The organism is Nonlabens sp. (assembly GCF_965657255.1).
Taxonomy (GTDB): domain Bacteria; phylum Bacteroidota; class Bacteroidia; order Flavobacteriales; family Flavobacteriaceae; genus Nonlabens.
Window position 1 is genome coordinate 13,433 of the sequence record NZ_CBFHNM010000002.1, and the last position, 14,879, is coordinate 28,311.

At 36.6% G+C, this 14,879-nt stretch carries 13 protein-coding genes; 7 read left to right on the forward strand and 6 right to left on the reverse strand.

Annotated features, from left to right (window positions below; genetic code table 11):
- Positions 1-7 precede the first annotated feature (7 nt).
- Entirely contained in the window at positions 8-934 is a 927-nt protein-coding gene (locus tag ACTF54_RS02480) for a bifunctional metallophosphatase/5'-nucleotidase (RefSeq protein WP_438968667.1), read from the forward strand.
- A gap of 141 nt (positions 935-1,075) precedes the next feature.
- Positions 1,076-2,359: an ammonium transporter gene (locus ACTF54_RS02485; protein WP_347195489.1), complete on the forward strand. Its 1,284-nt coding sequence runs from the start codon at positions 1,076-1,078 to the stop codon at positions 2,357-2,359.
- A 62-nt stretch (positions 2,360-2,421) separates the two neighbouring features.
- On the opposite strand, the gene ligA is transcribed toward ACTF54_RS02485, so the two are convergent.
- Genes ligA through ACTF54_RS02505 form a run of 4 tightly spaced genes read right to left on the reverse strand, consistent with a single transcriptional unit; the run spans position 2,422 to position 5,300 of the window.
- A complete protein-coding gene (gene ligA, locus ACTF54_RS02490; RefSeq protein WP_438968668.1) occupies positions 2,422-4,476 on the reverse strand; it encodes an NAD-dependent DNA ligase LigA in 2,055 nt (684 codons plus the stop codon).
- Positions 4,476-4,895 (reverse strand): PIN domain-containing protein, encoded by a 420-nt coding sequence (locus tag ACTF54_RS02495; protein WP_347195491.1) that lies wholly within the window; start codon positions 4,893-4,895, stop codon positions 4,476-4,478. Before ACTF54_RS02495 ends, ligA begins: the two co-directional genes overlap by 1 nt.
- Positions 4,885-5,121: a DUF6364 family protein gene (locus ACTF54_RS02500; RefSeq protein ID WP_438968669.1), complete on the reverse strand. Its 237-nt coding sequence runs from the start codon at positions 5,119-5,121 to the stop codon at positions 4,885-4,887. Before ACTF54_RS02500 ends, ACTF54_RS02495 begins: the two co-directional genes overlap by 11 nt.
- Before the next feature lie 11 nt (positions 5,122-5,132).
- A complete protein-coding gene (locus tag ACTF54_RS02505; protein ID WP_347195493.1) occupies positions 5,133-5,300 on the reverse strand; it encodes a hypothetical protein in 168 nt (55 codons plus the stop codon).
- Positions 5,301-5,408: 108 nt separating this feature from the next.
- Here ACTF54_RS02505 and ACTF54_RS02510 point away from each other — a divergent pair, with 108 nt between their 5' ends.
- The 3 genes from ACTF54_RS02510 (at position 5,409) to ACTF54_RS02520 (ending at position 11,106) form a co-directional block, all read left to right on the forward strand.
- Positions 5,409-7,706 carry a beta-N-acetylhexosaminidase gene (locus ACTF54_RS02510; RefSeq protein ID WP_438968670.1) on the forward strand — a complete coding sequence of 766 codons (2,298 nt, stop codon included), beginning with the start codon at positions 5,409-5,411 and terminating at the stop codon, positions 7,704-7,706.
- Between the two features lie 150 nt (positions 7,707-7,856).
- Entirely contained in the window at positions 7,857-8,588 is a 732-nt protein-coding gene (locus tag ACTF54_RS02515) for a copper homeostasis protein CutC (protein WP_347195495.1), read from the forward strand.
- Entirely contained in the window at positions 8,578-11,106 is a 2,529-nt protein-coding gene (locus tag ACTF54_RS02520; RefSeq protein WP_438968671.1) for a glycosyl hydrolase 2 galactose-binding domain-containing protein, read from the forward strand. The genes ACTF54_RS02515 and ACTF54_RS02520 overlap by 11 nt, the downstream gene beginning before the upstream one ends.
- A gap of 120 nt (positions 11,107-11,226) precedes the next feature.
- Here the strand turns inward: ACTF54_RS02520 and prmC are convergent, their stop codons facing one another.
- Both prmC and ACTF54_RS02530 read right to left on the reverse strand, forming a co-directional pair.
- Positions 11,227-12,072: a peptide chain release factor N(5)-glutamine methyltransferase gene (gene prmC, locus ACTF54_RS02525; protein WP_347195497.1), complete on the reverse strand. Its 846-nt coding sequence runs from the start codon at positions 12,070-12,072 to the stop codon at positions 11,227-11,229.
- 270 nt (positions 12,073-12,342) lie between these two features.
- Positions 12,343-12,819 (reverse strand): GNAT family N-acetyltransferase, encoded by a 477-nt coding sequence (locus tag ACTF54_RS02530; RefSeq protein ID WP_438968672.1) that lies wholly within the window; start codon positions 12,817-12,819, stop codon positions 12,343-12,345.
- Between the two features lie 151 nt (positions 12,820-12,970).
- On the opposite strand from ACTF54_RS02530, the gene ribD reads away from it, so the two are divergent.
- Positions 12,971-13,984: a bifunctional diaminohydroxyphosphoribosylaminopyrimidine deaminase/5-amino-6-(5-phosphoribosylamino)uracil reductase RibD gene (ribD, locus tag ACTF54_RS02535; protein WP_438968673.1), complete on the forward strand. Its 1,014-nt coding sequence runs from the start codon at positions 12,971-12,973 to the stop codon at positions 13,982-13,984.
- A complete protein-coding gene (locus ACTF54_RS02540) occupies positions 13,981-14,847 on the forward strand; it encodes an EamA/RhaT family transporter (protein ID WP_347195500.1) in 867 nt (288 codons plus the stop codon). The genes ribD and ACTF54_RS02540 overlap by 4 nt, the downstream gene beginning before the upstream one ends.
- Positions 14,848-14,879: the final 32 nt, after the last annotated feature.

Here is a 14,879-nt window from a genome sequence, read left to right on the forward strand (position 1 = left end):
CAAGAAAATGGAAAGAAGAAAATTTATACGCAATACAAGTACTGGCATCATGGCTGGTGCGGCTTTATGGTCCAACTATGCTCTCGCTAATGGTATTTTCACTGGACCAGAACTAGCACCTGGAACTAAGAAAATTACCATTTTACATACTAATGACACACACTCACACATCGAACCTATTTCTGGAGGTCGTAATGATGGTCGTGGTGGCGTTGCTCGCAGGGCTGCCATAATTAATAAAGTGCGTTCTGAAAACCCCAGTACTTTATTACTAGATTGTGGCGATATCTTTCAAGGTACACCATATTTTAACTTCTATGGCGGTGAGCTTGAGATTAAATTAATGTCTATGATGGGATATGATGCTGCGACTATAGGAAATCACGATTTTGATAACAGTATAGAAGGCCTGTATAAGCAGTTACCTAATGCAGATTTTGACTTTGTTATATCCAATTATGATTTTTCAAATACAATAATGGATGGACATACTAAGCCTTACAAGGTTATGGTTAAAGATGGTGTACGTATCGGACTTTTTGGTGTAGGAATAAAACTTGATGGATTGGTTGACCCAAAAATGTATAAAGAAACTATTTACAACGATCCAATAGAGGTAGCAAAAGATCAAATTAAAACACTACGGGAGACTGAAAGATGTGATATCGTTATTTGCATGTCACATTTAGGCTATTCCTATAGAAGTGATAAACCATCTGACTTATCGCTTGCGGCAGCAACATCTGGGATAGACCTTATTATAGGTGGGCATACACATACGTTTTTAGATGAACCTGTAATTGTTAAAAACGCCTTGGATAAAGAAGTGATGGTAAATCAAGTAGGTTGCTATGGTATCAACCTAGGTCGTATAGATTTTTACCTTAAAGATGGCAAATTGGATAAAGGTATAGATGTTGTGTATGAAGTTTAACCCATATTTATTAAGGGTGTTTTTTAAATTAAAACACCTAAATAATCAATCAATCCCTATAAAAAATAGGGTTGTTTATAAAATAAATTAGTTTTTTACCGATCATACCCTATATTTGAAAAACAATCAAATAGAATCACAATGGGTAAAAAACTAAACTTTCTTGTTCTCGCTTTTTTAGTATTTATCAGTCTTATTTTTAATTCGCCATACACAGAAAATGGTGATATGAGTGCCATAGATAGTGGTGATACGGCGTGGATGCTTATCGCATCTGCTTTTGTATTGTTGATGACACCAGGACTTGCCTTTTTCTATGGTGGTATGGTGAATAAAAAATCCATGATATCTACTATGTTGCAAAGTTTTGTAGCCCTAGGGGTCGTAAGTATTTTATGGGTAATTGTTGGGTTCTCACTAGCCTTTGGAGAAAGCTATTATGGAATCATTGGAAATCCCATGACTTATTTTAATTTTAAAGATGTAGGTCTTGCTCCTAATCCAGATTTTGCTGGAACGGTACCTTTTTTAGTATTTGCTTTATTTCAATTAAAATTTGCCATCATAACGCCGGCACTGATCTCTGGAAGTTTTGCAGAACGCGTACGTTTTAGAAGTTACATTCTTTTCATGGTTTTATTTACCATATTTATCTACACACCACTTGCCCACATGACCTGGCATCCAGATGGATTGCTACGCAATCTAGGTGTACTAGATTTTGCTGGTGGAACTGTAGTTCATATGAGTGCTGGTTTTGCAGCGCTCGCAGGAGCAGTTTATCTAGGAAAACGTAAAAAAATCACACATGATCCCGCAAATGTTCCTTATATCATTTTAGGAACTGGACTGCTGTGGTTTGGATGGTTCGGTTTTAATGCAGGAAGTGCGCTCGCTGCAAATGCAGATGCCGCTATCGCTTTTGCAAATACTAATATCGCCAGTGCTACCGCCATGATCACTTGGATGTTCTACGAACGATTTAGAAATCGTAAAATGAGCGCATTAGGAGCTTGTATAGGCGCCATTGTGGGATTAGTTGCCATCACGCCAGCTGCTGGGTTTGTAACCATTTCAGAAAGTATATTTATAGGATTTATAGCAGCCATCACTAGTAATCTTGCAATCTCATGGTTTTCTAAAACAGGTATCGATGATACGCTAGATGTGTTCCCTAGTCATGGTGTAGGCGGCATGGTAGGTATGATATTAACCGCTGTTTTTGCAAAAGATGTAGGACTCGTAGCTGGTGAAACAGAAACATTTATGTGGCATATTATTGCGCTAGTTGCGGTAGCCATGTTCACCTTTGGCGGAAGCATACTGTTTTATAAAATCGTAGATGTATTGATTCCTGTTCGAGTGCGACAAGATCAGGAGGAACGTGGTCTGGATGCTAGTCAGCATGGTGAAGAAGTGAATTAACAAAAATATAATTTTCCGCTTTCGCGAAAGCGGAAAATCACGACCCTACCATTAAAATATTATTACAACATTGCTAAAAACTCTTGCTGACTGATCATCGTAACACCCAATTTCTCTGCTTTTTCAAGTTTAGATGGCCCCATTTTATCACCACGGATCAGATAATCTGTTTTACTAGAAATCGAACTCGAAATTTTACCACCGTTATCTTCTACCAGTTTCTTTAAATCATTTCTGGACATTTCAAAAACACCTGAAATCACAAAACTTTTACCAGATAACCTATCGGTCTGGCCTTCTAATTGTTCTTCACTTAAAGCAAATTGTAATCCTGCTTCTTTAAGTCTATGAACCAATCGCATTTGATCTTCACTTTGTATAAACTCCACAATGGATTGTGCGATGCTTATTCCTATTTCTGGAACTGCGGTAAGCTCTTCTATTTTTTTATCTGATGCACTTGTAGTATCAGCAAATAAGTCTAGATTTTCTTTTAGTGGTTCATCAGGCAAGGCTAATAACGCATCTATATTTTTATAATGCTTAGCGAGCTTTTTTGCCACAGTTTCTCCTACGTAACGTATTCCTAGGGCAAACAATACTCTTTCAAAAGGAACATTTTTACTAGCTTCAATGCCTTGCACCATATTTTCAGCACTTTTTTGTGCCATACGCTCTAGCGGTAATACTTGCTCTACGGTAAGATCGTATAAATCTGCATAGTTAGTGATCAATCCTGCTTCTACTAATTGGCCTACAGTTTCTGCTCCTATGCCATCGATATCCATGGCTTTACGAGAAATAAAATGCTCAATTCTACCTTTTACTTGTGGTGGACAGGACATTTCATTAGGACAGTAATGCTTTGCATCTCCTTCTTTTCGTACCAGGGTGGTTTCACATTCTGGACACTGTGTCGCATATACGGTAGGAACAGAATCTGCTGGGCGTTTAGCTAAATCTACAGCAACTATTTTAGGGATGATCTCACCACCTTTTTCTACATAGACCTCATCGCCTACTCTAATGTCTAGTTTTTCTATTTGGTCTGCGTTGTGCAAACTTGCACGGCGCACTGTTGTTCCTGATATCTCTACAGGTTCTAGATTTGCTACCGGCGTTATAGAACCTGTTCTTCCTACTTGATAAGTGATTTCTTCTAATCGTGTGGAAACTTGCTCTGCTGCAAATTTGTATGCCATGGCCCATTTAGGAGCTTTGGCAGTAAAACCTAGTTCCTCTTGCTGTCTTAGAGAATTGACCTTTACCACTACTCCATCAGTTTCATAAGGCAAGTCTTTGCGTGCGGTATCCCAATGATTAATAAACTCAAAAACTTCTTCTATCGAGTTCAATAATTTAGATTCTTTGGGAGCTTTGAAACCCCATTTTCGCGCAAGCGTTAAACTGTCATATTGATTTTTAACTGGTAAATCATCTCCAGCAAGTTGGTATAATAAACAGTCCAGCGGTCTTGTGGCAACAACAGCACTATCTTGTAACTTCAAGCTACCACTAGCTGTATTACGCGGATTGCGATACAATTCGAGTCCTTGCGCAGCGCGTTCTTCATTCATTTTATGAAATCCATCCCATGGCAATACAATCTCACCACGTATTTCAAACTTAGCAGGAATATCATCGCCTTTTAATTGTAATGGCACTGATTTTATAGTGCGCACATTTGCGGTTACATCATCACCTTGATTTCCATCACCACGAGTTACCGCCTGCACAAACTTGCCATTTTCGTAATGGAGTGAGATACTTGCTCCGTCATATTTCAATTCACAGGTATATTGAATATCGCCATCCACTATTTTCTTGATACGCGTTTCCCAATCCTGTAAATCCTCAATAGAATAAGAATTATCAAGCGAGTACATACGGTTGATATGCTTTACCGTATTGAAATTCTTTGTGATCTCACCACCTACACGCACTGATGGACTAGTCGCATCATAAAACTCTGGATGCGCAGCTTCTAAAGATTTTAATTGCTCCAGCTTTTTATCAAATTCAAAATCTGATATCGTGGGATTATCGTTTACGTAGTAATTATAATTATGCTCACGCAATTCATCGCGTAAGGAATTGATTTGGGATTGAACGTCCATTAGTTTTCTTGAAATGGGTTGATGATTTGAAGGCCTTCGATGGATTGACCGTTATTGAGATCTTCTGAGTATAATCGTGAACAGTTATTTTCAATTGCGGTAGCTACTATTAAAGAATCATAAAAAGACAATTGATATCTGAATTTAATTCTGATGGCTTCTTTAATTATATTCTCATTAATAACAGCTACTTCTAGATTAGTTAATCGATTGACATAATCTAATAAGTCATTTTTATCTAGTAGATGCTTTTTTATGCAAACATTTGAAATTTCCTGAATTACCTGTGTTGATATTACTATTCTACTTTCTTTCTGAAGTAATGAAAGTGTTTGTTTTGACTTTTCCGACCTGATATCTTCTGATTTGTTCAGAGTATAAATAAAGATATTTGAATCAATAAAACTTCTATCTTTCATTTGCTTCATCTCTATCAAAATCAAACTTACCTACATATTTACCATGCTCTTCAGCAAAATTGAGAAGCTTATCTACAGAGGATTCGTATTTTTTAGGCTTCCTAACATTGTTTTCTAGAAACTCTCTAATTACTTCGTTAAGAGACTTCCCTTGCTTTTTAGCATATTCTTTACTTGCTTCTATGAGCTGAGCTGATAATCTGATTGTTAAATTTTTTGTTGCCATGATATTATCTTTTATCTCGCGTTTGCTTCTTCTCTATTGAACTTTTTTACACCAAAATATCCAGCATTCTCTTCTGAAAAGGCAGCTATTTTCTCAGAGGTCGTTAAATACTCCTTAGGCTTTCTAACGTTGTTTTCAAGAAACTCTCTAATTACTTCACTTAAGAAGTTCAATTTCACAAATCAAATATACAGTTTGCACAGATGCTGTGCAAACTTGTAAATCTCTTAAATTAGAAACGTTTTAAACAATCAACTTTGTATCTTGAACCCAAATAAACTTCTTTTATGAAATTACGTCTCGCGATACTTTTTCTAAGCCTTATATTCATTATCGGTTGTAAGGAACAAGGAGTTCAACTATTAAGTCCATCTATCATTCCTGCTCCACAATTTTTAAAAGTAGATGCTAGACACTTCAGCATTGATGCAGCTACCATCATCAGTAATGGGGACGATTTCACACATTCTGTAGACTTTTTAAAAGCCTTTTTAGAACAAGGAACTGGTCGTAATTGGGAAACTAATTATACCACTGAAAACATTATCACTTTTGAATATGACGGCGCGATTACTTCAAAAGAAGGTTACACTATAGAAATTAATGAGCAACAAATCCTCATTAAAGCCAGTACCGATACCGGCGCTTTCTATGCCGCTCAATCTCTTATACAATTAATGCCAACAGATTTTTTGGATTCGAAAAACATTTCAGAAATTCACATTCCTGCGGTTACCATAAACGACGAGCCACGTTTTAAATATCGTGGTATGCACCTCGATGTATCGCGACATATGTACGATGTGGATTTCATCAAGAAATACATCAACGCGATGGCGATGTTAAAGATGAACAACTTTCACTGGCATCTTACAGATGATCAAGGCTGGCGTATCGAGATTAAGAAATATCCGCGATTACAAGAAGTAGCCGCTTATCGTGACAGCACTTTATTGGGTCATTACAACGACACACCACATCAATATGACGGTAAAAAGTACGGTGGTTTTTATACACAAGAAGAAATTCGTGAGGTGATCGCTTTCGCGAAAGCGAGACACATCAACGTCATTCCAGAAATAGAACTACCTGGTCACGCACAAGCCGCTATCGCCGCCTATCCAGAATTGGGTTGTACTGGAGAAAATGTCCAAGTTGCCATGAAATGGGGCGTTTTTGAAGACATCTACTGCCCAAGCGAAGAAACTTTTACATTCCTAGAAAATGTACTGGACGAAGTAATGGAATTATTCCCTTCCAAATACATACACATAGGTGGCGATGAAGCGCCTAAAACGCAATGGAAAACCAGTGCTGTCGCGCAACAAGTCATTAAAGAAAATGGATTAACAGATGAGTATGAATTACAATCCTATTTTATCCAGCGCATGGAGCGATACCTCAACTCAAAAGGTCGCCAAATCATAGGTTGGGACGAGATTCTAGAAGGTGGACTGGCGCCTAATGCTACCGTAATGAGCTGGCGTGGTACTCAAGGGGCTGTCGAGGCCGCACAAGCTGGACACGATGTGATTATGACGCCTACGTCGCATGCTTATTTTGACTATTATCAAAGTGAAAATGATGACGAACCACTTGCCATAGGCGGATTTCTACCTTTAGAAAAAGTATATAATTTCAATCCTATTCCACAAGAACTGACCAAAGAAGAATCCAAACATATTCTAGGACCACAAGGAAATGTATGGACAGAATATATGAAGACCAGCGACCAGGTGGAATACATGGCTTTTCCTCGCATGCTAGCCATGAGCGAAGTTGCATGGACTAACGAAGCAAACAAAGATTACTCTGGCTTTTTAAATAGACTTGAGGCTTTTCACAAACGATTAGATGCACTGGATATCAACTATGCAAATCATCTTTATGAAGTGAGCGGCGTTTTAAATGATAGTCTTGCCTACGAATTAAGCACCGTAACCTTAGGAAAAGAAATACGCTACACAACAGATGGGACGATACCTGATGCTACTTCTACCTTATATGAAAGAGCTATTCCATTTAACCAAAACCTAGAAATCAACACCACTGTTTTCAAAGATGGTAAAGCGCTAGGAAAAATGTTTAAACAAGAATTGATCTACCATAAAGGTGTAGGCGCAACCCTAACGATTGATAAAACACCGCACAGCGCTTATGCTGGTAGTGGCGCTACAGGATTGATTAACGGCATTAAAGGAAGTGATTCCCGTTATGGGGACAGTGAATGGTTGGGATTTTGGGGAGAAGACCTTGAAATTGAAATCGAATTTGAGGAACCTATTTTAATCTCAGAAATCGAGCTTAGATTTTACAATGCGCCTGGGCAGTGGATTTATGCGCCGAAACAATTTTCGTTTTACTCAAGATTTGAAAGCGGAGCTCTAGTTGCAGATAAAATTTTACTTAAAAATGAGGCTCAAAGTTCGCTAGTAGATTTTAAGTACGATTTTGGAAAATATAACAAAAGCAATAAGTCAAAAAATATAAAATTCATAATCCCAAACTATGGCTTCATCCCAGAAGGCAAACAAGGCGCAGGAAATAAAGCCTGGACTTTTATTGATGAGATTGTAATTAGGTGATTAGTATCAAATACAAAACCTTTTCCCAGCCCTAAAGGGTGAGGTTTCTAACATTTCGCTTAATATTCCAGTTACAGTTTCAAATTCAGTTTAGATTTAAGTTTAAGTTTAAAAAACGATTATCGTAAATTCAACCATTAAAAATTAAAAATGTTACTAGAAATCTGCGCATCCAATTATCAGAGCGCCATAAACGCTCAAAAAGCTGGCGCACATCGTATAGAATTATGCAGTGAATTAGGCACTGGTGGCATTACACCTAGTTATGGACTACTCAAAAAAGTAATGCAAGAACTGACCATTCCAGTCATGGTATTGATTCGTCCACGATCTGGGAATTTTGTTTACAGCGCTGCCGATTTTGATATCATGAAACGTGATATAGAATTGTGTAAAGAACTAGGTTGTGCAGGAATAGTTTCTGGTGTTTTGACTGCTGATTTTAAAATAGACATCAAGCTTACGAGCGAGTTGATTGAACTATCACGACCATTACCTTTTACCTTTCACAGAGCTTTTGATCATGTGGTTAATCCAGAACAAGCGGTGATGGATTTGGTGAATTTAGGCGCGCAACGTATCCTTACTTCTGGACAGCAACCTAAAGCTATTGATGGACTAGAAAACTTGAAACGCTATCAAGAAATTGCAGGAGAAGAATTAACGATCATGCCTGGTGGTGGCATAAATGCTGGTAATTGTTCTGCTTTCGCGAAAGCGAAATTCAAAGAAATTCACGCCAGTGCAACAGAAATCATTACTCAAACTACTATGGAAAAAGTCCCAATGAATTCACCTAAATTTCTTCAAGAAAACATAGAAATTATTTCTAGTAAAAACAACATCACTACCCTACTCAAAAATTTAAAAAATGAGGATTAGTTTATTTATAATTTTAACTATTCTCATAAGCTCTTGTAAAGAAGAACGTCCTAATAAAGAACGACAGTTTATAGAAAGCAACTGGTCGCTTTATCAAGACGATCATCACATGGTTTCTGATACTTTGACGATTCCTTTAACTGTTCACAGTGCTTACTTACCTCAACTTAATCATCCATTTATAGGTAACAATGAAGACAGTTTGCAATGGATGACTGAATTAGATTGGACTTACGAAACGGTTTTCACAGTTGATAAAGCAACACTTGCCAAAGAATATACTACCTTAAATTTTGAAGGAATAGATACCTATGCTAGCATTGAACTTAATGGTCATGAGATTCTTGAAACAGATAATGCATTTTTACATTGGGAAGTAGATGTAAAGTCTATTTTAAAGAAAGAAAACAAACTAGTAGTAAAAATAAAATCACCTTTAGAAATAGAAGCACAAAAAGCACTTGCAAATCCCTATACCTTACCAGAAGGAAATAGGGTTTACACTCGTAAAGCACAATATCAATACGGTTGGGATTGGGGTCCGAAGCTCAATACCATGGGAATATGGAAACCTGTTTATCTTGAGGCTTACAACGATTTTAAAATCAAAGATATTTATATCAAACAAAATTTTGTACAAGATTCTACAGCAAATCTTACCGCGCAGATTAAGTTATCGCAGCCTCTAGAAGAAAAGGTTACCTATCAAATTAAGGTAAATGACAGCCTATATCCATTTAAGATTACTGACTCTTTATCGGTTTACAATAAAGACGCTACACAAGAAATCCATTTTGAAATCCCGCAAGTGCAACTATGGTGGCCGCACAATATAGGCGATCCTTATTTATATGAAATCGAGGTTTTAGTTTTAAAAGATCAAAAAGTTATTGATTCTAAAAAGTTGAAAAGAGGAATACGCACCATAGAATTAGTGAATGAGCCTGATGAACATGGAACAACCTTCTATTTTATAGTGAACAATGTGCCTGTTTACATGAAAGGCGCTAATTATATTCCGCAAAACTCGATGCAGGATCTGGTTACTGATGATCATTATGAAAAATTGCTGAGTGATGTCAAGGAAGCTAACATGAACATGCTACGTGTTTGGGGCGGCGGCATTTATGAGAACGATATTTTTTATGAGAAGTGCGATGAAAAAGGAATATTGGTTTGGCAAGACTTTATGTTTGCTTGTGCGATGTATCCTGGTGATGCACGCTTTCGCGAAAGCGTAACCAACGAAATCAAACAGCAAATTACCAGATTGCGTAATCATAGTAGTATTGCCTTGTGGTGCGGTAATAATGAAACCAGTGAGGCGTGGCACAATTGGGGCTGGCAAGAAGGAAGATCGCAAGCAGAGCGCGATAGTATCTGGGAAGATTATCGTGCTGTTTTTCAAATCGCTATGCCTAAATATGTGAGCGAACTCACCAAAGAACCCTACTGGGAAAGCTCGCCAGAATACGGTCGTGGCAATCCCAAATATGAGTTTGAAGGCGATGCGCACGACTGGCGCGTGTGGCATGATGCCTATCCGTTTGAGCATTTTGAAGAACATGTACCACGATTTATGAGTGAATTTGGTTTTCAATCGCATCCATCTTATGAGGCGATACGGTATATTAATGAAGACGGAAGAATTAACATCCAGTCAGATGATTATGCCTCGCATCAAAAACACGCTCGTGGAAATGAATTGATACGAGAATATATGGAACATGATTTTCCAGTTCCTACTAGCGATGAAGATTATGTTTATGTAAGTCAACTACTGCAAGCCTATGGAATGTCTAAAGGAATTCAATCACATCGTAGAGCCAGACCGTATAATATGGGAACGCTATACTGGCAACTCAACGATTGCTGGCCTGCAGTAAGCTGGTCCAGTATCGATTATTTCGGTAACTGGAAAGCCTTGCATTATCAAGTGAAACGTGATTTTGAAAATGTGTTGATTAGTAATGTGGTAGAGAATGATATTTTAAAAACTCACATAGTAAACGACAACCAAGAAACCGTTGTGGCAGATTTTAAAATTGAAATTATTGATTTTAAAGGAAAAGTAATTTATCGAGAAATGATTGATAGTAGTGTCGCTTATGTAAAACCAAATTATAGCGAGGTCATTCATTCACTTCAACTGAAAGATCTGGTTTTTAATCGATCAAATGTTTATATCAAAACTAGTTATGGTTCTCTTGAGAAGATTTCATTTTTTAAAAAGCCTAAAGAGCTGAATTTGTTAAAAGTAGACTTAGCAATGAAAAGTTCAAAAACTAAAAACGGTTACAAAATCACATTGAAATCTAATGTTTTTACAAAAGATCTATTTCTATATAGCAATGTGAACGGACATTTTTCAGATAACTTTTTCAACTTAGAACCTAACGTTGAAAAGACACTTTATTTTGAAACTAATAGTGATGAAGGAGCCGTATTAAACATGAAATCATTAAACGAAATGAATTATAAATATGAGCTTATTGAAGATACGGAATACTGCTATTAAATGAATAGCATATTGTCAGTTCAAGCGCAGTCGAGAACGAATTAAAAAAGTTGAGATTGTTAAAGCAGATTCCGCATCGAGTGCGGAATTTCAAGTTCAAGTTCAAGTTCGAGTTCAAGTTCAATTTCTCACGCACTTCATCATTCTATAATTACCGTTCAAATCTTGGAAAATCTCAGAATCAAAACCTAGTCCTTGAGCTAATTTTCTCATTTCTTCTGGCAAATATTGGTTGATTTCAAGATATAGTGTTCCTTCAGGTTTTAACGCTTTTTGAGCTAGTTTTAAAATCTTAGAGTAAAATATTAGTGGATCATGATCTTCTACAAATAATGCAAGGTGTGGTTCATGTTCTAATACATTAGAATGAATTTCTTCTTTCTCCATGTTCCTCACATACGGTGGATTACTTACTATGATCTCATATTTCTCAGGCAATTCATCTAAAGTCAAGACGTCTTGTAAAATAGTTTTTACAGGAGTTTTCAAATGATTTGCATTTGATTGAGCAGTGGCGAGCGCTTCTTCAGAAACATCCATTAGTGTAACGATACAATCAGGCTTTAATGCTTTAAGAGATAATCCAATACAGCCAGTTCCTGTTCCTATGTCGATAATATTCAAATAAGATGCTGCTTTATGATCCTTGATGATCATATCGACCAGTTCTTCTGTTTCTTGTCTCGGTATCAACGTATGTTCATTAACAGTAAACTCGTGTCCGTAGAAATGGGCTTTTCCGGTTATGTATTGAATTGGTTTTGAAGTGCGCAGTTCTTTTAGAGACTTTTGTAAAATTTCTTCTTGAAGATGGGTCAGCTTTTCTCGATCTTTTATTATGAAATCAGATCGTGACCAGTTCAATAAGTCTTCACAAACAATTTGTAGAATGCTGTGGATCTCATTTTCTGGATAGATTGGTGCGAGTTGTTGTTGGTAAAGGGATTTTACTTGATTTAATGTCATTTTGTAAAGTTAAATATGATATCTGGTATAAAAACATAAATTCAATAATAACAGTTATGTTCCTTTTTGCCATTGCCGCAAAAACGAACCAAAAAAGTCTAGGCTGTGGAACACCTGTCTAAAAATTTCAATATGCTTGCTAAAGAAAATACCTAGGTCTATGAATTAATAGTTAAAAGAATAAGAATGATTGCCTGTGAAACTGTTCTCGACTGCGCTCGAACTGACATTGAGATAATTTAAAGCAGATTCCGCATCGAGTGCGGAAATTCAGAATTTTAAAAGCATTTGCACAGGACATGAAAAATGACCTGTATCACCTAAGGGTCCATCGAGTAGTTGAAAACCTACATGTTTATAAAGCCCTTGTGCATCGTACATATTATCCATGGTTTCTAGGTAAACGCTTTCAAATTTTAATTCTTTGGCATTTTTTAGACACGTCATCATCAATTTCTTACCGTATCCTTTACCTCTAACTTCTGGTTTAAAGTACATTTTTTGAAGTTCGCTTACGTTACCATTATAATTGTCTAATGGTGCAATTCCTGCACCACCTAAAACTATTCCATCAATTTCAAGGACATAGTAAGTTCTGCGAGGTTTTTGATACTGCTCATACATGGCTTGCGTCGCTGCATCACTATATGCAGTTCCTATTTTAGGTGCTCCATGCTCCACTATGGAAGCTTGAATAATCTCTTTAATGGCTTGATTATCTTTGGGAAGTATTTTACGAATTTTCATATAACAAAGTTAGATATATGAGATTAGAAATTACACTATGAAAAAAATAAATCTAGGTACAAATCGACTTCGACAAGCTCAGTCTGACATCTAGGTTTGTTTTTGAATTTATTTTTGATTTTGGTTTTAATTAGGTCTTACCTTTGTCCAGATGAGTACTTACAAAACATACATGCAACGTTGCTTGCAATTGGCACAAAATGGTTTAGGAACTACATATCCTAATCCGCTAGTGGGAAGTATGATTGTTTCTGAAAATGACGAAATTCTTGGTGAAGGATGGCATAGGAAATCTGGAGAACCACATGCTGAGGTAAACGCGGTGCTGGATGCAGAAAAAAAAGGTTATGGTGAAGACGCTTTCGCGAAAGCGACACTATACGTCAACCTAGAACCATGCTCACATACTGGAAAAACGCCTCCTTGTGCATCCATGATTGTGCAAAAAGGCTTTAAAAAAGTAGTCATAGGAACGCTAGATCCACATGATAAAGTAGCTGGAAAAGGAGTTGCCTTATTAAAAGAAGCTGGAATTGAAGTTGTAGTAGGTATTTTGAAAACTGAATGTAACGCACTTAACAAACGTTTCTTTACTTTTCACAAAGATCAACGTCCCTATATTATATTAAAATGGGCCAAAACCGCTGATGGGTTTATAGCACCAGCGACTAAAAACAAACAACAACCAGTCTGGATAACCAATAAGTACTCGAGACAATTATCACACCAACTGAGAGCATCAGAAAACGCAATATTAGTAGGCGCTAAAACCATTCTTGATGACAATCCGTCACTTACTTGTCGCGACTGGTCTGGCAATAATCCTACTAGAGTAGTACTAGATTCTAGAAAAAGCATCACAACAGATTATCGTGTAATGGATGATACTGCACCTACACTACATTTTAAAATGAGTTCTCATCAACCATTAGAAATAGTCAACCAGCTTTATAAAAATAATATACAATCTGTTATCATAGAAGGAGGAACTAGAACTATTCAATCATTTATAGATGCTGGTTTATGGGATGAAGCTTATCAATTTACGGGAACTGAAGTATTATTCTTTAAAGGATTAAAAGCACCTATATTAAGTGGCAATTACCATATCGTATCGCGGCAAATCATCGAGAATGATGTGCTTAAAATTTATCGTCATACATGATTTGGCTCGTTTTAAGTATTGTTATTTCCAGTTTTTTGTATGTCATCTTTAAATATTTTCAGGTTTTTAAAGTAAACACCCTACATGCAATCATTGTAAATTACCTCGTTGCTTGCGCGACTGGTTTTATAGCTTATGGTAGCGTTCCTAATTTAGAAAATATAATAGGTGCGTCCTGGTTGTACTATGCGCTTTTTCTAGGAGCTCTTTTCATAACCATATTCAATATTATGGCACTTACTAGTCAGAAAAATGGCTTATCTGTTGCTGCTGTATCGAGTAAGATGTCATTAGTAATACCTGTACTAACTGGTTTTTGGTTGTATAATGAATCGATAGGCTGGATTAAATTTCTAGGTATATTTCTAGCACTATCATCTGTTTACTTAAGTTCGATTAAATCTAAAAATGGTTTAAAACTAGATAAAGGATTATTGATCTTACCGGTTCTGTTATTTTTAGGTAGCGGTATTATTGATACCACCTTAAAATATGCAGAAAAAACTCATGTTCCCAATGGAGATGAACCTCTTTTCAGCGCTATTTGTTTTGCAACGGCTTTCATCATAGGCTTATGCGTTTTAATATATGAAGCTAGTAAAAAACGATTTCTTAACTCTACATCAATTATCGCTGGAGTTGCTTTAGGAATACCAAATTACTTTTCTATATTCTTTATTATTAAAGCACTTAAAAGTGGCATAGAGAGCAGTATTTTGTTTCCTATAAATCATGTAGGAACGGTACTTTTAACAACGGTATTCGGTGTACTTATCTTTAATGAACGACTCATCCCTAAAAACTATTTAGGCATTGCACTAGCCATGATAGCTATTGTTGTAATCGCTTTCGCGAAAGCGTGATAAAAAAAGCCTTTCTAAAAAAGCATTTAAAG

Bases quoted from the DNA above. Each gene is read 5' to 3' on its own strand.
- ACTF54_RS02495 (WP_347195491.1), bottom strand. From the start codon at position 4,895: ATGAAAGATAGAAGTTTTATTGATTCAAATATCTTTATTTATACTCTG.
- ACTF54_RS02510 (WP_438968670.1), top strand. From the start codon at position 5,409: ATGAAATTACGTCTCGCGATACTTTTTCTAAGCCTTATATTCATTATC.
- ACTF54_RS02520 (WP_438968671.1), top strand. From the start codon at position 8,578: ATGAGGATTAGTTTATTTATAATTTTAACTATTCTCATAAGCTCTTGT.
- ACTF54_RS02485 (WP_347195489.1), top strand. From the start codon at position 1,076: ATGGGTAAAAAACTAAACTTTCTTGTTCTCGCTTTTTTAGTATTTATC.
- ribD (WP_438968673.1), top strand. From the start codon at position 12,971: ATGAGTACTTACAAAACATACATGCAACGTTGCTTGCAATTGGCACAA.
- ACTF54_RS02540 (WP_347195500.1), top strand. From the start codon at position 13,981: ATGATTTGGCTCGTTTTAAGTATTGTTATTTCCAGTTTTTTGTATGTC.
- prmC (WP_347195497.1), bottom strand. From the start codon at position 12,072: ATGACATTAAATCAAGTAAAATCCCTTTACCAACAACAACTCGCACCA.
- ACTF54_RS02515 (WP_347195495.1), top strand. From the start codon at position 7,857: ATGTTACTAGAAATCTGCGCATCCAATTATCAGAGCGCCATAAACGCT.
- ACTF54_RS02530 (WP_438968672.1), bottom strand. From the start codon at position 12,819: ATGAAAATTCGTAAAATACTTCCCAAAGATAATCAAGCCATTAAAGAG.
- ACTF54_RS02480 (WP_438968667.1), top strand. From the start codon at position 8: ATGGAAAGAAGAAAATTTATACGCAATACAAGTACTGGCATCATGGCT.
- ligA (WP_438968668.1), bottom strand. From the start codon at position 4,476: ATGGACGTTCAATCCCAAATCAATTCCTTACGCGATGAATTGCGTGAG.
- ACTF54_RS02500 (WP_438968669.1), bottom strand. From the start codon at position 5,121: ATGGCAACAAAAAATTTAACAATCAGATTATCAGCTCAGCTCATAGAA.